Origin of the sequence: Alcanivorax sp. S6407, from assembly GCF_023016115.1 — a bacterium.
Lineage (GTDB): Bacteria > Pseudomonadota > Gammaproteobacteria > Pseudomonadales > Alcanivoracaceae > Alcanivorax.
Genome location: NZ_JALKBH010000002.1, coordinates 1,058,530 through 1,074,828, shown reverse-complemented (window position 1 = coordinate 1,074,828; position 16,299 = coordinate 1,058,530). Strand labels below are relative to the sequence as shown.

General features: G+C 59.2%; 12 protein-coding genes. 5 read left to right on the top strand and 7 right to left on the bottom strand.

Translation table 11 applies throughout. The features are described from left to right. Positions 1-78 precede the first annotated feature (78 nt). Both MWU49_RS08110 and MWU49_RS08105 read left to right on the top strand, forming a co-directional pair. A complete protein-coding gene (locus MWU49_RS08110) occupies positions 79-1,044 on the top strand; it encodes a uroporphyrinogen-III C-methyltransferase (protein WP_246970425.1) in 966 nt (321 codons plus the stop codon). Continuing rightward, positions 1,041-2,267, top strand: coding sequence for a heme biosynthesis HemY N-terminal domain-containing protein (locus tag MWU49_RS08105; protein WP_246970423.1), 1,227 nt, complete (start codon positions 1,041-1,043; stop codon positions 2,265-2,267). Before MWU49_RS08110 ends, MWU49_RS08105 begins: the two co-directional genes overlap by 4 nt. A gap of 295 nt (positions 2,268-2,562) precedes the next feature. On the opposite strand, the gene MWU49_RS08100 is transcribed toward MWU49_RS08105, so the two are convergent. The 4 genes from MWU49_RS08100 to ilvD all read right to left on the bottom strand — a co-directional run bounded on the left by MWU49_RS08100 (position 2,563) and on the right by ilvD (position 8,019). Continuing rightward, the gene (locus MWU49_RS08100) at positions 2,563-3,555 is read right to left on the bottom strand and encodes a 2Fe-2S iron-sulfur cluster-binding protein (protein ID WP_246970421.1); all 993 of its coding nucleotides are present in this window, start codon (positions 3,553-3,555) and stop codon (positions 2,563-2,565) included. A 102-nt stretch (positions 3,556-3,657) separates the two neighbouring features. Beyond that, on the bottom strand, positions 3,658-4,044 hold the full coding sequence (locus tag MWU49_RS08095) for an MAPEG family protein (RefSeq protein WP_246970419.1): 387 nt from the start codon (positions 4,042-4,044) through the stop codon (positions 3,658-3,660). Positions 4,045-4,304: 260 nt separating this feature from the next. After that, positions 4,305-5,627: a DsbA family protein gene (locus MWU49_RS08090; RefSeq protein ID WP_246970416.1), complete on the bottom strand. Its 1,323-nt coding sequence runs from the start codon at positions 5,625-5,627 to the stop codon at positions 4,305-4,307. A 544-nt stretch (positions 5,628-6,171) separates the two neighbouring features. Next, complete coding sequence (gene ilvD / locus MWU49_RS08085; RefSeq protein WP_246970414.1) at positions 6,172-8,019, bottom strand: dihydroxy-acid dehydratase; 1,848 nt, start codon at positions 8,017-8,019, stop codon at positions 6,172-6,174. Positions 8,020-8,286: 267 nt separating this feature from the next. On the opposite strand from ilvD, the gene MWU49_RS08080 reads away from it, so the two are divergent. Both MWU49_RS08080 and MWU49_RS08075 read left to right on the top strand, forming a co-directional pair. Further along, positions 8,287-9,450: a hypothetical protein gene (locus MWU49_RS08080; RefSeq protein WP_246970413.1), complete on the top strand. Its 1,164-nt coding sequence runs from the start codon at positions 8,287-8,289 to the stop codon at positions 9,448-9,450. Positions 9,451-9,452: 2 nt separating this feature from the next. Then, complete coding sequence (locus MWU49_RS08075; RefSeq protein ID WP_246970411.1) at positions 9,453-10,289, top strand: class I SAM-dependent methyltransferase; 837 nt, start codon at positions 9,453-9,455, stop codon at positions 10,287-10,289. A 43-nt stretch (positions 10,290-10,332) separates the two neighbouring features. On the opposite strand, the gene argA is transcribed toward MWU49_RS08075, so the two are convergent. The 3 genes from argA to MWU49_RS08060 all read right to left on the bottom strand — a co-directional run bounded on the left by argA (position 10,333) and on the right by MWU49_RS08060 (position 13,990). Then, complete coding sequence (gene argA, locus MWU49_RS08070; RefSeq protein ID WP_246970409.1) at positions 10,333-11,652, bottom strand: amino-acid N-acetyltransferase; 1,320 nt, start codon at positions 11,650-11,652, stop codon at positions 10,333-10,335. A gap of 378 nt (positions 11,653-12,030) precedes the next feature. Further along, on the bottom strand, positions 12,031-13,299 hold the full coding sequence (locus MWU49_RS08065; RefSeq protein WP_246970407.1) for an inorganic phosphate transporter: 1,269 nt from the start codon (positions 13,297-13,299) through the stop codon (positions 12,031-12,033). A 10-nt stretch (positions 13,300-13,309) separates the two neighbouring features. Continuing rightward, complete coding sequence (locus MWU49_RS08060; protein ID WP_246970405.1) at positions 13,310-13,990, bottom strand: TIGR00153 family protein; 681 nt, start codon at positions 13,988-13,990, stop codon at positions 13,310-13,312. Between the two features lie 321 nt (positions 13,991-14,311). On the opposite strand from MWU49_RS08060, the gene MWU49_RS08055 reads away from it, so the two are divergent. After that, positions 14,312-16,048, top strand: coding sequence for a GspE/PulE family protein (locus tag MWU49_RS08055; protein WP_246970778.1), 1,737 nt, complete (start codon positions 14,312-14,314; stop codon positions 16,046-16,048). The last annotated feature ends 251 nt before the right edge of the window (positions 16,049-16,299 follow it).

Sequence of the window (16,299 nt, the reverse complement as noted above, 5' to 3'; positions counted from 1 at the left end):
GGACACAAGGCCTTGCCCCCATTAAGGTTTTTCAGGTGTCTTTTGTCCGATAAATCGCAATCTGATCATGGAGCTGTCATGACGCAGGATCGTCTTTCTTCCCGCCAGACCGGTATGACCCGTTGGCTTGTGCTTGTCATCCTGATCCTGGCCTGCGTCATTGGAGCCGGTGGGTGGCTGGGCTGGCAGGAATATCTGCGCCTGCAGGCTGACAAGGCAGATGTGGTTGGGCAGATGGAAGCGCTGCAAGCCGACATGGCGGCCCAGCGCAGCGAGGTGCAGGGGGCGCTGGCCGGGTTTGAGAAGAAGCAGGCGGAACTGGCTGCCCAGCGGGTGAAGGACCAGGCGGTGCTCACCGACATGAAAACCGGTGGCCAGAAACTGTGGTTGATCAACGAAGCCCGCGCTTTGGCCAGCCTGGCCAGTCAGCGTTTGCTACTTACCCAGGATGCCCTGGCGGCCCGCCGCTTGCTGGAAGCGGCCGATGGCGTGCTGACCCGTATTGATGATCCCTCGGTTCTGACTGCCCGCCAGGCACTGGCTGTGGACATGGATAAACTCAGCCGTGCAGGCAAGGTGGATGTACAGGGCATGGTGCTGCAGCTGGGCGCCCTGCGCCAGACGGTGGCGGAACTGGCGGTGCCAGTGGAGGAAGCCCCGCCGGAGCGGGATACTCCGGAAGTCAGCCAGCCCTGGTGGCAGGATGTGCTCGATCGTATGCCGGTGACGGTGCGTCATCACGAAGGTCGGGTGCCGCTGCCCCTGTCTGCCCAGCAGGCCTCATTGGTACGCCTGACGCTGGATGGCAGCCTGCAGCAGGCTCAGCTGGCGTTGATGCAGGGGCGAGGCGAAGCTTATGAACAGGCGCTCAGCAACGCCGAGATGACGCTGAAGGAATGGTTCCGCAATGACGACCCGCGTGCCTCGCACATGCGTGAGGTTATCGAGGAAATGGGTGGTCGCCAGATAGCTTATACCTTGCCAGAGATCGGCGCAGGGCTGGCGGCGATCGAGGCGCTCAAACGCAAGGAGGGCGGCGCATGAAGAAAGTCGTCCTGCTGATCGTCATCGCGCTGATCGCGGCCCTCGGGCTGGGGCGCTGGATGGCGGCGGACTCCGGCTATGTACTGGTGATCCGTGATGATTTCTCCATGGATACCACCCTGGGATTCGTGGTTCTGATGCTGATCGTGTCAGCGGTGGCTCTGGTGGTGTTGACCCTGTTGGGCAATGCCGCCTGGAATACTCTTGAGCCTCTCCGCGCCACCCGGCGCTGGAAAAAAGCGGTGGCCGCTCGCCGTTTGCGCAGCGGTTTTCTGCAGCTGGTGGATGGCGAGCTGGACAAGTCCGAGCGTCTGTTGGTGGCTGCCGGTGAGGACGGTGACTGGCCGCTGCTGGCCTGGCTGCTGGCGGCAGAAGCGGCTCAGGAGCAGGAGAATGTGGAAGCGACTCAGCGTTATCTGGAAAAGGCGGGTAGTGACCACCGCGGCCGGCTGGTCGCGGGCCTGATGAAGGCGCGTTTTGCGCTGGATGATGGCTATCCTGATCAAGCCCGGGAAGAACTCAAGGTGCTGGCGGACATGGCACCACGCAACAAGCGTATTCTGCGGACCTATGCCCAGGTGCTGGAAAGCCAGCGCGACTGGATAGCGCTGTGCAAGCTGATGCCCAGGCTCAAGCGGGCGTTTGGAGATGGCGAGTCTCGCCGGGAGCGACGTGCCTGGCTGGCCCTGCTGCAGGAGACCGCCCGTAAACCTGGCTTCAATGATGCCGACAGCCGTCGCGAGGAGTTGCGCAAGCTGTGGAAGGACGTGCCGGTGCAGCTCAAGAATGATCCGGCCATGGTGGCTCGCTACACCGGCTTCCTGGCCCAGCTGGGGGGTGGCAAGGGAGCGCTTAACCTGGTCCGTGAACAGCTCGATCGGCAGTGGGATGATCGCCTGCCTCCGGTGCTGGAGGCGATTGATGAAGTCTCTCCCGATGAGCTTCTGCAGATTCTGGAGCGCTGGCTGGAGCAGCGGCCGGGAAACGCCGCGGTACTGATCACCGCCGGCCGGGTAGCGCTGAAGGCCCGCCTGTGGGGCAAGGCCCAGGGCTTCTTCGAAGCCGCCGCCAACTCCAGCCAGAGCGCCACGGCGCTGGCAGAGCTGTCCCGCCTTTATCAGGCTCTGGGAGATTCCAGCAAGGCCATGAAGACGTTCGAGAAGCGCCTCGACAAACTGCAGGGCGAATTGCCGGCCTTGCCCATGCCAGACAAGGCGGTGTAGGAGACGCGGCACGCATCACGCTGCATGCGACACGCCCCAAAACAAAAAAGCCGCGCCCATTGGGCGCGGCTTTTTTGTTTTGACCACAGAGGGCCCTTTCGCCGTAGGAGCCTGCCTGCAGGCGATAAAAGCGAGTAACGAGGTACGAGTTTCGAAAGGCAAAAACACCAGGTTGAAAGGTTTTCGCAACTCGAAACGCGTCCCTCGCTTCTCGACCCTTGCCTCGCTTGGGCTCGGATCGCCTGCAGGCAGGCTCCTTCGGCATAAGGGGGGCTCCGGGAGTCCCCGCTTTCAATCAATCCCGTGGCGCGTAATCGAATACGTCGGAGTGGATGTTTTCTGCGGGCACGCCTTCTTCTACCAAGGCATCGAATACCGCCCAGGCCATGGGCGGGGAGCCGCCGAGAAAGAACAGGGGGAGTTCCGGTTCGCTGAGGGCGGCGAGGGCGGCTTCGTGCACCAGGCCCTGCTCATGATCGGGGTGGTGCATGTCCGAGAGCGCGGTGGTGCCTTCGAAATCCCTGAGCTGGCTGGTCCAGTCCCGAAGCGGGTCGGTGAGATACAGATCCTCGGCCACGCGTGCGCCCCAGAACAACCGCACCGGTTGCTGAAAGTCCAGCTCCACCAGACGCTCGATCATGGCCTTCACCGGGGCGAACCCGGTAGAGCCGCAGATGAACCACACCGGCTGGTTGGGCGCGGCATCAATGAAGCGAATCCCGGCGGGCAGGGTCACACTGACGGTGCTGTCCTGGTTGAGGCTGGCCATGATGTCGCGGGCGGCGCTGTTGTCGTCGCCATGGCGGACATGGAGCTCGAGTTGACGGCCCTGGCAGACATTGGCGATGGAAAACGGGTAGCACTCGCCATGCAGATTGAGCATCAGATACTGCCCGGCATGCCACTGGATGCGCTTGCCGGCGGGCAGCAACAGCCACACCCGGCTGACATCGTGATTGAGCGACTCAATCTGGCCGATCTGGCAGTTCAGGGTATGCACCGGCAGTTCACCGGGGGCTGTCACATCAGACACGCTAATCTCGCAATCGCTCAAGGGCTGGGCAACGCAGTATAACACCTCAGTGCTGCCGGCTTCGCCCGCATGAATGGTGTGGTTTTTTTGCTGAACGTGACCGGCGGTGAGCGCGCCCTCGCAGCGCAGGCAATTGCCGTTGCGGCAGGCCATGGGAAAACTGAAGCCGGCCAACTGGCCGGCTTCAATAATTTTCTGGTCGTCACGGCAGGGGAAAGAGCCCTTGCCGTTGACGATGATGGTGAAGGTCGTCATCAGGGGCGAGACCCGAGTTTGGAGTTACGAGTAGCGCAAAGCTCAAACAGGGCTTCGATTTTTGCCTTTCGAAACTCGTTCCTCGCAACTCGACACTGCCTTTTAGCTGCTAACGCCAACAAACAGGGCAACAATACAGCCCATGCCGAACAGCCATACCACGGTACGGGCGCTGGCCCAGTCGGCTACATAGCAGAGGGTGAACAGCAGACGGCTGACCACAAAGGCGAGCGCAATGCCGTCGATGGTGGGCTGTGCAGAGGTGGCGGCCAGGTGGGCGATGATCACCGCTGCGGCAAAGGCGGGAGTGACTTCAAAGCCGTTCTGCTGGGCCCAGTGGGCGCGTTTGCTGGCCCCCTGCTGCTGTTCCAGGAATTCACGGGGGTTATGATTTTCCTTGAGACCAAAGCCGCTGGTGGCCTTGGCGATCATGGTAGACAGGTAGGGCAGAAAAAGTGCGGCAAGCACGCACCAGTAAGCAACGGTCATGAAGTTCTCCTTGGTTATTTTAAAATGTGTGGGGGCTGGCAGGCAGAGTCAGGTTCAGTTGAAAGTTCAAAGTTCAAAGTTGAAACGCGAAGACAGGGCCTGGCAATTTCCAGCTCTGGTGCCCCGCGCTTCACGGTTAAGGTTCGCGGGCAGGGCATTAAGGTTCTCGATAAACCCTTCCCGCGCTTTTCAACTTTAAACTTTGAACTTTCAACTCGATCTTGTCGTCGCGGCCGCCAACCCCGCTTCGGCAGACTACCTCAATCGCCGTCGCTCTCGCGTGAGACTGAGGCTAGCAGGCTGCGCTCGATTATCGCAAAACGATCCTGTCCCCAGACCATGTCATCTTGTGTCAAAAAGGTGGGCACGCCCCAGCTGCCGGCGGCCATCATGGCGTTGCGGTTATCTTCGGCGCGATCGCGCCAGCTGTCGTCATCCAGCCAGCGGCGGGCCCGGTTCCAGTCCAGACCGGCGGTTTCCACCAGGAACTTCAGGCCATTGTCGCTGGCAGCATTGATGCCTTTGCTCCAGATGCCGGTGGCGGCGGCCCGCAGCCATTCACGCAGACGCCCTTCCTTTTCCGCAAAGGGCCACAGGGCCATGCAGCGCTCCACCCCGGGTCCGACCGGATCACAGACCCGGCCAAAGGGCACCTGGTGAAGCCGTGCTTCCCGGGCGGCATCCTTGAGAATGTAGAAGCGCTTTTCCTTTGGTACGCTCAGCCCGCGCATGACCATGGGCAATACCGGGCGGATCTTCAGGTCCAGTCCGTAGTGATCCGCCAGTGCATAGGCGCGGGACAGGGCGAGATAGGAGTAGGGGCTGCGGAACGAAAAGAACAGCACCAGGGGTTTGCCCTTCAGTGCGGGTTCGCTGTGGCTCATTTGGGCCCGTTTGGCACGACCATAAGGCAGCGGCCAGTCCTGGGAGCCAAGTCCCATTTCATTAAGACGGTGGCCCAGATGATCGAGCCGCTCTACGCTCCAGTACCATTCACCCTCATAGAGCAGGGTGCCGGTGAGGTAATGGCCGTCGCTGAGGAACTGGTCGCGGCGGGCCTCCAGGGCCAGTTGTGCCTGGTCCGCGGGCATCTGTCCGTGCTCGTTGAGCAGGGCTTCCAGTTTGCCGTGGTCATGGCGCCAGAGGGCATCGGCCAGCGCGGCGGCCAGGCTCCAGAAACGCTCGTCCTTTTCATGGTGAAGCAGGCAGCGGGTTGCCGCCAGACTCACTTCCCGCTGCGGCAGATGCCAGTCGGCAGGAAAATCCAGCCCATGCAAGTCGGCCAGTTGGCGGGCATCCCGGGGTGCCAGCTCAGCCAGCATATCCGCGGCGGGATACATCTGCTGATCCAGATAGAGCATCACGCGCGGGGTAATCTGGATACCGAAATGGCGGGCAAAGCGGGGAAGCACCTGGGCCATCAGCACCGAGTAGGGGTCATCAATGCGAAAATAGAAGGTTGCCTGATGTGGCTGGCGGCGCAAGAGTCGGCGCCATTCCAGCAGTCGCCGGCGTAACTGTTGCAGGCCTTCACTGGTGATCAGCCCGGCAAACAGGGGCATCAGTTTATGTTTGAGGCTCATGCGGTCGGAAGCTCCTTTGGCATGGGGCACGTTGCTGGCCAGAGTGAAGACTATAGCCTAAGCGATCCATGCTTATCCGTGAAAAGGGGTAAAAACGCCAGGGAGCCTCTGAATAACTCCTTGCGTACTCAGCGTGGCCTGAAGCGTGCAGCAGTTGTGTCTTGTCTCGAAGGGAAGGGTGGTTTCCTTTTCAAGAGGCAAGGCGCCGCTGATGTGCGCTTCAGGCCGCGCCCTCCGGGTCTTCCAGGCTGATCCACACTCGTTGTTGCACTTTCTCGACAGGCAACCAGCATGCCTTCAAAAGTGCGCCCCTCTTTACCTTGGCCGAGGGGGTGAATCAGCCTGAAAGACTGAGCATGCAAGGAGTTATTCAGAGGCTCCCTAGATGCTGGACGCCTGACGCCTGACGGGAAAAGCGAAAACAGGCTCTGCCTCTGACTTTGATTTTTCTGCGTCGGGCATCGGGCGTCCAGCGTCTGGCTTTCCCGGAGCACAAAAAAGGCGGGCCCATATAAATGGGCCCGCCTTTTTTGTGCTCCGGGAATTACTCCCCGATCTGGCTCAGATCTCGTACCGCGCCGCGGTCGGCGCTGGTGGTCAGGGCCGCGAAGGCTTTCAGCGCAGCAGAGACGCGGCGCGGGCGGATTTCCTTGGGCTTGAACGCCAGCTTGCCACGGTTCTCCATGTGGGTGCGGCGGTGGGCCAGCTCTTCATCGCTGATATCCAGCTTGATGGTGCGGTTGGGGATATCGATGGCGATGGTGTCACCTTCTTCCACCAGGGCAATGGCGCCGCCTTCAGCCGCTTCCGGAGAGGCGTGGCCGATGGACAGGCCGGAGGTGCCACCGGAGAAGCGGCCATCGGTGAGCAGGGCGCAGCTCTTGCCCAGCCCCTTGGATTTCAGATAGCTGGTGGGGTAGAGCATTTCCTGCATGCCGGGGCCGCCTTTCGGACCTTCGTAGCGGATCACAACCACGTCGCCAGCCACGATCTGGTCGCCGAGAATGGCGCGCACGGCGGAATCCTGGGATTCAAATACGCGGGCACGACCGGTGAACGTCAGAATGGATTCATCCACACCGGCGGTTTTCACGATACAGCCGCGCTCGGCGATGTTGCCGTAGAGGACAGCCAGGCCGCCGTCCTTGCTGTAGGCGTGTTCGTAGTTGCGGATACAGCCGTTCTCTCGGTCGTCATCCAGACTCTCCCAGCGGGTGTCCTGGCTGAAGGCGGTCTGGGTGGGGATACCGGCGGGCCCCGCTGTGTACATCTTCTTCACCGCCTCATCGCTGGTGCGCACGATGTCGTACTTCTCCAGCGCCTCTTCCATGGTGGCGGAGTGCACGGTGGGGCAGTCGCGGTGCAGCAGACCGGCACGATCCAGCTCGCCGAGAATGCCCATCACGCCACCAGCGCGGTGCACGTCTTCCATATGATATTTCTGGGTGGCCGGGGCTACCTTGGAGAGACACGGTACCTTGCGGCTCAGGCGATCGATGTCTTCCATGGTGAAGCCCACCTCGCCTTCCTGGGCCGCGGCCAGCAGGTGCAGCACGGTGTTGGTGGAGCCGCCCATGGCGATATCCAGGCTCATGGCATTTTCAAACGCCTTGAACGAGGCAATGTTGCGCGGCAGCAAGGCTTCCACGTCCTGCTCGTAGTAGAGCTTGGCGATATCGACGATGCGACGGCCGGCTTCCAGGAAAAGCTCGCGGCGATCCGCATGGGTGGCCAGCAGGGAGCCGTTACCGGGCAGGGACAGGCCCAGCGCCTCGGTCAGGCAGTTCATGGAGTTGGCGGTGAACATGCCGGAGCAGGAACCGCAGGTGGGGCACGCGGAGCGCTCTACCTCATTGACGGTTTCATCGTCCACGCTGTCATCGGCGGCCATCACCATGGCGTCCACCAGATCCAGCTTGTGTTCACCCAGCTTGGTCTTGCCGGCTTCCATAGGGCCGCCGGACACGAAGATTACCGGGATATTCAGGCGCATGGCGGCCATCAGCATGCCGGGGGTGATCTTGTCGCAGTTGGAAATGCAGACAATGGCATCGGCACAGTGGGCGTTCACCATGTATTCCACGGAGTCGGCGATGATGTCGCGGCTGGGCAGGGAGTAGAGCATGCCGTCGTGGCCCATGGCGATGCCATCGTCCACGGCAATGGTGTTGAACTCCTTGGCGATCCCGCCAGCCTTCTCCACTTCTTCAGCTACCAGCTGGCCCAGGTCCTTGAGGTGTACGTGACCGGGCACGAACTGGGTGAAGGAATTGGCGATGGCAATAATCGGCTTGCCGAAATCACCGTCCTTCATGCCCGTGGCACGCCACAGGGCGCGGGCACCGGCCATATTGCGGCCATGGGTGGTGGTACGGGAGCGATATTGCGGCATGGGAACCTCGTAATGGTCGATAACTGTGCATAAGGGGAGCCATTGTAACCCACACGAGGAGGGGCTTGTAGGCACGATGCGACTGGGATCATTGGGGGGGAGACCGAAGTCTGGAGCATGCGGATTGCGTAGGCTGTAGGGGGGGCAGGCAGGTCTGTTTTATGCATATGTCTCTTGCTGAGGGTATATTCCTGCATCGGATGCAGCCGCTCTTTTGGGGAAGGAGGAGCGTAGCCTGCATGGTTCCATTCGACTTCGGTGGTGAGGATGAAGAGACATCTGGCAATTTCAAATATTCAGTGTGATAACTCAGGCGGGGTTGGCCGGGTTAGCGCCGAGGTTGATGGGGAGACAGTTTGGTTCGAGAGTGTTGGGACAAATTTAATGGCCTCGCCGGAAGGGTTTGTCTCGGCTTTTCTTTTTTCTGCCATGGAAAAAGGCAGAAAGATTGTTATCGATGCGCCTCTGGATCCGGTATTCCTGAAAAATATCAAAAATCTGATGGCCATCTATTCGAAGTGGTGGGGGTACCGCCCGATATCGGTTGTTTCACGTTCTGAGGCGGTTCTCGCTACCGAACCAAGTGGTGACGAGGATGGTAACCATGAGACGGAGAGTGGCGCAGGATTGCTTTTCACTGGAGGAGCGGATTCATTTTATACGCTGAGGAACTTTGGTGATGTTCCTTTTAAATACCTTGTAAATATCCATGGATATGATGTTCCCCTTGAGGATGAGAGCAGGTTTGCGGCTATGTCGGAGTGCCTTGAGGTTGTTGCCAGAAGTGTAGGCGCGAAGCCTGTAAGGATGAGGACTAACTTGCGACAGCATTCCCGGTTTTCCAGAAATTGGTCGCGAGGACATGGCGGTCCCCTTGTGGCTGCTGCGTTCATGATTCCAGGGATTGATCATTTGGTGATATCCGCTTCTTTTCCCTATGTTTACCATCAGCCCTGGGGGACTCATTGGGATACAGATCATTTGTGGGGCAGGGAAAATACTTCCGTGTCGCACTACGGTGCGGAGCTGTGGAGGACTGATAAGTTGGTGCGGATCAAGGACGATGAGCTGGTTCAGCAGAACTTGCGAGTTTGCTGGGAGAGGAAGGGAGAGGGTGTCAATTGCTGTCGGTGTGAAAAGTGCTTTCGAACCATGCTTGCCTTCAATCAAAGCGGTTGCCTGGACAAGTTTACCACTTTTCAGTCTGTTGCTTTGTCTGAAGTAGCGGATTCGCTTTCGGGGGTGTCTCTACAGCTGGTGCCGATCTATCAGCGATATATGGAAGAAACTGATTCCGTTGGGCTGAAGCGAGCTTTGCAGGAACTGATTGATCGAAGTCTGGAGTCAGGTCAGGTGGTGAATGCTGGTTGGAGGCAGTTCATTTCTCGACTGCGCCTATTCTTGTTTCGACGATTGCAGAGAGCTTCCTGACGATGAGCTGGGACAGAAAAGCATTGCTTGCACGCATTAATGAATCTGATCGAAGAACACGATTTTCAGCCGGGAGTCCAAATCAGGAAGAGGTGGAGGCTTATCGGCGTGGGTTGCTGTCATGTTCGTCAAGAGAGTCGGCGCTGGTCCTGGGGATGACTCCGGAGTTGAGGGTGCTTGTTGCGGATATTTTCAATAACACCTTTGCTGTTGATAACAACCCGGATTCCGTTGATATCTATCGCGACTGGCTGCCCGAAAAGTACAGAGAAAAAGAGAGTTTGGTTCTCGATAATTGGTTTCATTTGCGGGATAGGTTTGAGGAGCCATTTTCAGCGATAGTTGGTGATGGGGTCTTTGGCAATATTCTCGGTCGAGAACTGCATTATTCCTTGTTGAGCGTGATTCACGGGTTGTTGTCAGAGGGCGGTGTCTTTGTGACCAGAAAAGTCGTGATACCGCGTCATTTTGATCCAGAAAAGGAAGGTCTTGATGCAAAAATCATGGCCTTCCGGAATGGTGATATTGGCAGTGATGAATTTGGATTTTTTACAAGAATGCTCGGTTTCTATTCAGACTGTTACTCCCGCGAAAGCTGCATTCTTGATAACCGGAAGGTGTTTGGCAGGGTAGAGCAACTTTTACATGAAGGTGAAATTACGAGCCAAGAGTTGGATTCTATAAATCGTTATTATTTTTCAGGCGAGAATTGTGTGGTTCCTGAAGACGTTTGGGAGAATATGCTTCGCGAAACCGGTTTTGAGTTCGAGGTGATACCCTGTTTTGGCAAAGATTGGTATCGCTACTATAAGGTTTACCATTGCTGGCATAAACAATAGCCGGCGGACAGGCTTTAAGGTTTTGCTGGCCTGGACGGCAAGTCTACAGCCCCTTCACAAACACCTTCGAATTTCGCTGCCAGTTATACAGCGACTGCCGGGCCCCCGGCAGCGCATCCACGCCGGCCGCTTCAAAGCCCTGTTGCTGGAACCAGTGCGCGGTCAGCGTAGTCAGCACGAACAGGCTGTTCAGGCCTTGTTCTCTTGCCCGCCGTTCCACGTAGCCAAGAAGTTGTGCGCCGCGTTCCCCTTTGCGGTAGCTGGGGTGAACCGCCACGCAGGCCAGTTCGCCGGTCTTGTCGTCCGGGAAGGGGTAGAGGGCGGCGCAGGCGATGACCATGCCGTCCCGTTCGGTGATGGCGAAGCGCTGGATTTCGGTTTCCAGCAGTTCCCGTGAACGGCGCACCAGGGTGCCGTCGGCTTCCAGGGGTTCGATCAGTTCCAGAATGCCGCCCACGTCTTCGATGCGCGCACCACGCACGGTTTCATAGGTTTCCCGGGTGACCAGGGTGCCGCAACCGTCGCGGGTGAACAGCTCCTTGATCAGGGCACCATCCAGATTCGCATCAAGCAGGTGGGCGCGGCCCACGCCATTGCTGGCGGCGTGGCAGGCAGCGGTGAGCTGGCGGTCGATGTTGCTGTCCTGGAACAGGTCTTCTGCCAGCAGCTTGCCGGCTTCCTGGGGGGACAACTCGCGCAGCTGGTTGTCGCTGCCATCGGTGAGACGCAGGTCGTTACCCATCAGGATCAGTTTGTCGGCACCCAGGGCAATGGCCGCAGTGGAGGCCACTTCCTCGGCGTTGACGTTGAACAGTTCGCCGGTGGGCGAGCAGCCTACCGGGGAGAGCAGTACCACGTTGCCAGCATTGTGCTGCTGGCGAATGGCGTCCACGTCGATGCGCCGCACTTCACCGGTGTGCTGGTAATCAAAGCCGTTACGAACCCCCACCGGTTTGGCCACCACGAAGTTGCCACTGACCAGTCGGATGCTGGCGTTGTGCATGGGGGAGTTGGCCAGCCCCATGGAGAACAGCCCTTCCAGTTTCAGGCGCAGGGCGCCCACGGCGGCCATGACGCCATCCAGTGCGGGGGCGTCGGTGATGCGCATGTGCTGTTCGAAGACGGATTCGATACCCGCCTCCGCCAGCCGTGCACTGATCTGCGGCCGCGCCCCATGCACCAGTACCAGCTTGATGCCGAGACTGTTGAGCAGAGCCAGATCATGAATCAGCGTGGCCAAGCCCGGGCCGTCCAGCAGTTCTCCTGCCAGCATGACCACAAAGGTTCGGCCTCGATGCGCGTTGATATACGGCGAAGAGTGGCGGAACCAATGGACCTGATTGTCGGGTGTGGTGCTGGACACGGTGTTTTCCCTGCTGTTCCCCTGTTTGGGGGCGGTAAGTCGTTGATTGGCCAGTATAGCCAGTGGGGGCGTGCGGGCGCTAGCGGTCGCTACAGAGACGCTGTGGGAGACTGCCTGCAGGCGATTGGACATAAGAAGGGAGGAGTCAAGTTTCGAGTTGCGAGTAACGAGTTTCGAAAGGCAAAACATTCCTTTGTCTTTCAGGTTTTCGCAACTCGAAACTCGTACCTCGTAACTGGCTTTTTATCGCTTGCAGGCATACCCTGAAGGGCACAGAGAGCTCCCACAGTGGAGATGACAGACGTTGCGCCAAACAAAAACGCCGCCCGGAGGGCGGCGTTAGCGTGTTGCTTGCTGCGTGAAGCGTGCAGCGTCTCCTTAAGCCCCAAACAGGCCTTTGAAGAAGTAGAAGAACAGGATGGACAGCAGTGCACCGGCGGGCAGGGTGACTACCCAGGAGGTGAAGATGGTGCCGATCACGCGCAGGTTCAGGGAGCCGATGCCGCGAGCCATACCCACGCCGAGGATAGCGCCCACCAGGGTGTGGGTGGTAGAGATCGGCAGGCCGGTGCCGGAGGCCAGTACCACGGTGGTGGCGGCGCCCAGTTCGGCGGCGAAGCCACGGGACGGGGTCAGCTCAGTGATCTTCTTGCCCACGGTAGCCATTACCCGGGCACCGAAGATGGCGAGACCGAAGACGATGCCCATGGCGCCCACCAGCAGGATCCAGCTGGGCATGGCGGCCTTGGCACCGACCTGGCCGCCGGAGGCGATCACGCTGTTGATGGCGGCCAGCGGGCCGACGGCGTTGGCCACGTCGTTGGAGCCGTGGGCAAAGGCCATGGCACAGGCGGTGAAGATCATCAGTACCGCGAACACGCGCTCCACGGAGCTGAAGCGGAAGTCCTTGTCGGCTTCCGGATCCGGCTTGATGCGCTTGAGGAACATGCTGCCCACGATCATCACGATGGCACCGCCACCCAGGGCCCACAGGAAGCTCTGCAGGAAGGTCAGGTGCAGGCCCACGTGCTTGAGACCCTTGACCATGGTGACCATGGAGATCACGAAGCCCACCAGGAACATGTAGTAGGGAACCACTTTTTTGGCGCGCTCGAAGGGGTCATCGTGGTTAAGTACCAGCTTCTGCACACTGCGTATCAGAGCAAAGGAGATAAACCCGGCCAGTAACGGCGAGGTGACCCAGCTGGCGACGATGGAGCCGACCTTGTCCCAGTGCACCGCTTCCATTCCCAGCCCCACTGCGGCAAAGCCGACGATGGCGCCAACGATGGAGTGGGTGGTGGACACCGGCCAGCCGAACCAGGAGGCGATCATCAGCCAGATGCCGGCGGCCAGCAGGGCGGACATCATGCCGTAGACCAGGTATTGCGGGGCATGAGCGAAGGTTTCGGCATCGATGATGCCCTTGCGGATGGTGGCGGTCACTTCGCCCCCGGCCAGATAGGCCCCGCAGAATTCAAAGATGATGGCGATGATCACTGCCTGTTTCACGGTCAGCGCCTTGGCGCCCACCGAGGTGCCCATGGCGTTGGCCACGTCATTGGCGCCTACGCCCCAGGCCATCAGGAAACCGAAGCCGCCGGCGAGCAGCAGCATCAGGTAGGCGTTGTCGAGCATCCACTCCATAAGAAATCTCCTAGCGTGCGACCAACATCTGCAGGCGGCCGCCCACTTTCTGGGCGCGATCGGCGAGATCACCTACCCATTCGATGATCTTGTAGAGGAAGATGACGTCCACCGGGGACAGGTCTTTTTCCAGTTTGAACAGGGTGGAGCGGATGGCGATCTGCTGTTCGTCATTGGCGCGCTCCAGCCGGTCGAGTTCTTCGATCAACTCTTCCACCAGGCGAATTTCGCGACCGCTGAAGCCAGTCTCGATCAGCTCATCCAGCTCGTTGATCGCCTTCTGGGCCTGGGCGGAGGTGTCGATGGCGCCCTGCACATAGCTGCGCATGGCTTCGGCGATGGGGGCCGGGATGGACATTTCGCGACCCAGCATCAGGCCGGAGATGTCCTTGGCCTTGTTGGCTACCTTGTCCTGCACGCTGATCAGTTCAAGCAGATCGGTGCGCGGCATGGGCAGGAACAGACTCTTTGGCAGATTCAGGCGGAACTCTTTCTTCAGTTCGTCGGCCTGATTTTCCAGCTCAGCCACCTGCTTGCGCAGGGTGCGGGCCTTGTCCCAGTCGCCTTCGATAACGGCGTCAAAAAACTGGCCAAGACTGCAGGCGCACTCGTGCACGGTATCGTAGTGTTGCTGGAGGGGTTTGATCGGGGAGCGGCCAAACAGGCCGGCAATGGAGCTTCCTAAGGACATAAGCGCCTCGGATCCTGGTTAGGGGGTCTTCATTTTCCCATGTTGCCAGCGGCTCGCCTATGGCGGTCCCTGGCAGACGGAAATGCGCTATGTCACATTGCCGTCATGAAATTGGTCGCGAGTATAGTGAATGCGGGCCGGGCTGTCAGGCCTTAAGGGGTTTCTGGATGGTTACCGGGTGTTAGGGTTAGAGTTACTACTTATAACGATAAGGGCGCCTGACCGTAGAACAGCGCCTGAACAGAATTCGGAGAGTCTTGAGTGAACGCCACTGCCAAACCCGCTGTACCGGACGGATTGCAGATCGATGTGCGCTGGTTGATGCGCGAACTGCTGGATGAGGGGCGAGTCAGCCAGGAAGACTTCAATGTCATTTCCACCACGCCGCGGGAAAAGAAGGAGCTCAACTGGCACCCGATCCAGGTGCTGGCCAAGTATCGCCTGACTGACCGCTCCGATACCCGCCAGATTCTGGATGTGGACTTCCTTACCGAGTGGCTGGGCAAGCGGGCGGACATGCGTGTCTACCATATCGATCCCCTCAAGGTGCAGGTGGATCAGGTGGCGAACGTGATGAGTTATGCCTTTGCGGAGCGGCACGGCATTGTGGCGGTGGAGGTGCAGCGTGACCGGGTGATCGTAGCCTGCGACCAGCCGTTTATCCACGATTGGAAGGACCACCTGCAACAGGTGCTGCGTGATCGGGATCTGGAGGTGGTACTTACTAACCCTGAGCACCTTCGCCGCTACCGGATTGAATTCTACAATCTCAGTCGCTCCATCGCGGGAGCCACAGGCAACACTGGCCAGGAGCTGTCCGGGATCACCAACTTCGAGCAGTTGCTGGAGGTGGGCAAGGGGCATCACGATGCGGACGACCAGCACATCGTCAATATCGTGGACTGGATTCTGCAGTACGCCTTTACCCAGCGTGCCAGTGATATCCATCTGGAGCCGCGCCGGGATGCGGGCAAGATGCGTTTCCGCATCGATGGTGTGCTGCATGATGTCTACGAGCTGCCGGCAGCCATCATGGCGGCGGTCACCAGTCGTCTGAAGATCCTCAGCCGCCTGAATGTGGCCGAAAAGCGCAAACCGCAGGATGGCCGTCTCAAGACCAAGTCGCCCGACGGTAACGAGGTGGAGTTGCGTATTTCCACCCTGCCCACCGCTTTCGGTGAAAAGATGGTGATGCGGGTGTTCGATCCGGACGTACTGGTGCGCAGTTTTGAGCAGATGGGCTTTACCCGCGAGGATTATGATTCCTGGCAAAAAATGACCAAGAATCCCCACGGGATCATTTTCGTCACCGGGCCCACCGGTTCCGGTAAGACCACCACCCTGTATTCCACCCTCAAACAGCTGGCTACCAGCGAAGTGAATGTCTGCACCATCGAGGATCCCATCGAGATGGTGGAGCCAAGTTTTAACCAGATGCAGGTGCAGGCCAACATCGACGTGAGCTTCGCCCAGGGGGTGAAGGCCATGCTGCGTCAGGACCCGGACATCATCATGATTGGTGAGATCCGGGATCTGCAGACCGCGGAGATGGCGATTCAGGCGGCCCTGACTGGCCACCTGGTGCTCTCTACCCTGCATACCAATGATGCGCCGTCCTCGATTACCCGTCTGGTGGATCTGGGAGTAGCGCCCTACATGATTTCGGCCACGGTGATCGGCGTCATGGCCCAGCGTCTGGTGCGTACCCTTTGCCCCAGCTGCAAGGAAGAGGTGGCCCCTGAGGCGGAAGCCTGGGAAGAGCTGGTGCGTCCCTTCAAGATGAAGGTGCCCGAAAAGATCTGTCGCCCGGTGGGCTGCCTGGAATGTCGAGGCACCGGTTATCTGGGGCGGATGGGGGTGTACGAGGCCATGCCGCTCAATACCGCCCTGAAGAACCAGATCACCCGTGGTGCGGACCTGGAAGTGCTTACCCGCCAGTCATTGAAAAATGGCATGAAGCCGCTGCGCATCAGCGGTGCCATGAAAGTGGCCAAGGGGCTGACCACCATCGAGGAAGTGATGCGGGTGACGCCGTCGCAGGATTTGTTGCTGGGGTGAAGCAGAGAAAAGCCTGCAAAGAAGCCGCTGTAGGAGCTTGCCTGCAAGCGATCCGAGCCTGGGCGAGGTAAGGATTCCAGAGAAACGAGTAGCGAGTTTTGAGTCGCGAAAACCTTAAACCCCAAAATGAGTGAGGTGTTTTGAGTATCGAAATCCGTCACTCAAAACCCGCTTCTTTTTTCCTCGCTCAGGCTCGGATCGCTTGCAGGCAAGCTCCTACAGCAAAAAAGGCGCCTTCGTTGTCGTAACCA

What these genes read in the sequence shown, in the direction of transcription:
- MWU49_RS08110 (WP_246970425.1), top strand. Translation starts at nt 79, where the DNA reads ATGACGCAGGATCGTCTTTCTTCCCGCCAGACCGGTATGACCCGTTGG.
- MWU49_RS08105 (WP_246970423.1), top strand. Translation starts at nt 1,041, where the DNA reads ATGAAGAAAGTCGTCCTGCTGATCGTCATCGCGCTGATCGCGGCCCTC.
- MWU49_RS08100 (WP_246970421.1), bottom strand. Translation starts at nt 3,555, where the DNA reads ATGACGACCTTCACCATCATCGTCAACGGCAAGGGCTCTTTCCCCTGC.
- MWU49_RS08095 (WP_246970419.1), bottom strand. Translation starts at nt 4,044, where the DNA reads ATGACCGTTGCTTACTGGTGCGTGCTTGCCGCACTTTTTCTGCCCTAC.
- MWU49_RS08090 (WP_246970416.1), bottom strand. Translation starts at nt 5,627, where the DNA reads ATGAGCCTCAAACATAAACTGATGCCCCTGTTTGCCGGGCTGATCACC.
- ilvD (WP_246970414.1), bottom strand. Translation starts at nt 8,019, where the DNA reads ATGCCGCAATATCGCTCCCGTACCACCACCCATGGCCGCAATATGGCC.
- MWU49_RS08080 (WP_246970413.1), top strand. Translation starts at nt 8,287, where the DNA reads ATGAAGAGACATCTGGCAATTTCAAATATTCAGTGTGATAACTCAGGC.
- MWU49_RS08075 (WP_246970411.1), top strand. Translation starts at nt 9,453, where the DNA reads ATGAGCTGGGACAGAAAAGCATTGCTTGCACGCATTAATGAATCTGAT.
- MWU49_RS08065 (WP_246970407.1), bottom strand. Translation starts at nt 13,299, where the DNA reads ATGGAGTGGATGCTCGACAACGCCTACCTGATGCTGCTGCTCGCCGGC.
- MWU49_RS08060 (WP_246970405.1), bottom strand. Translation starts at nt 13,990, where the DNA reads ATGTCCTTAGGAAGCTCCATTGCCGGCCTGTTTGGCCGCTCCCCGATC.
- MWU49_RS08055 (WP_246970778.1), top strand. Translation starts at nt 14,312, where the DNA reads ATGCGCGAACTGCTGGATGAGGGGCGAGTCAGCCAGGAAGACTTCAAT.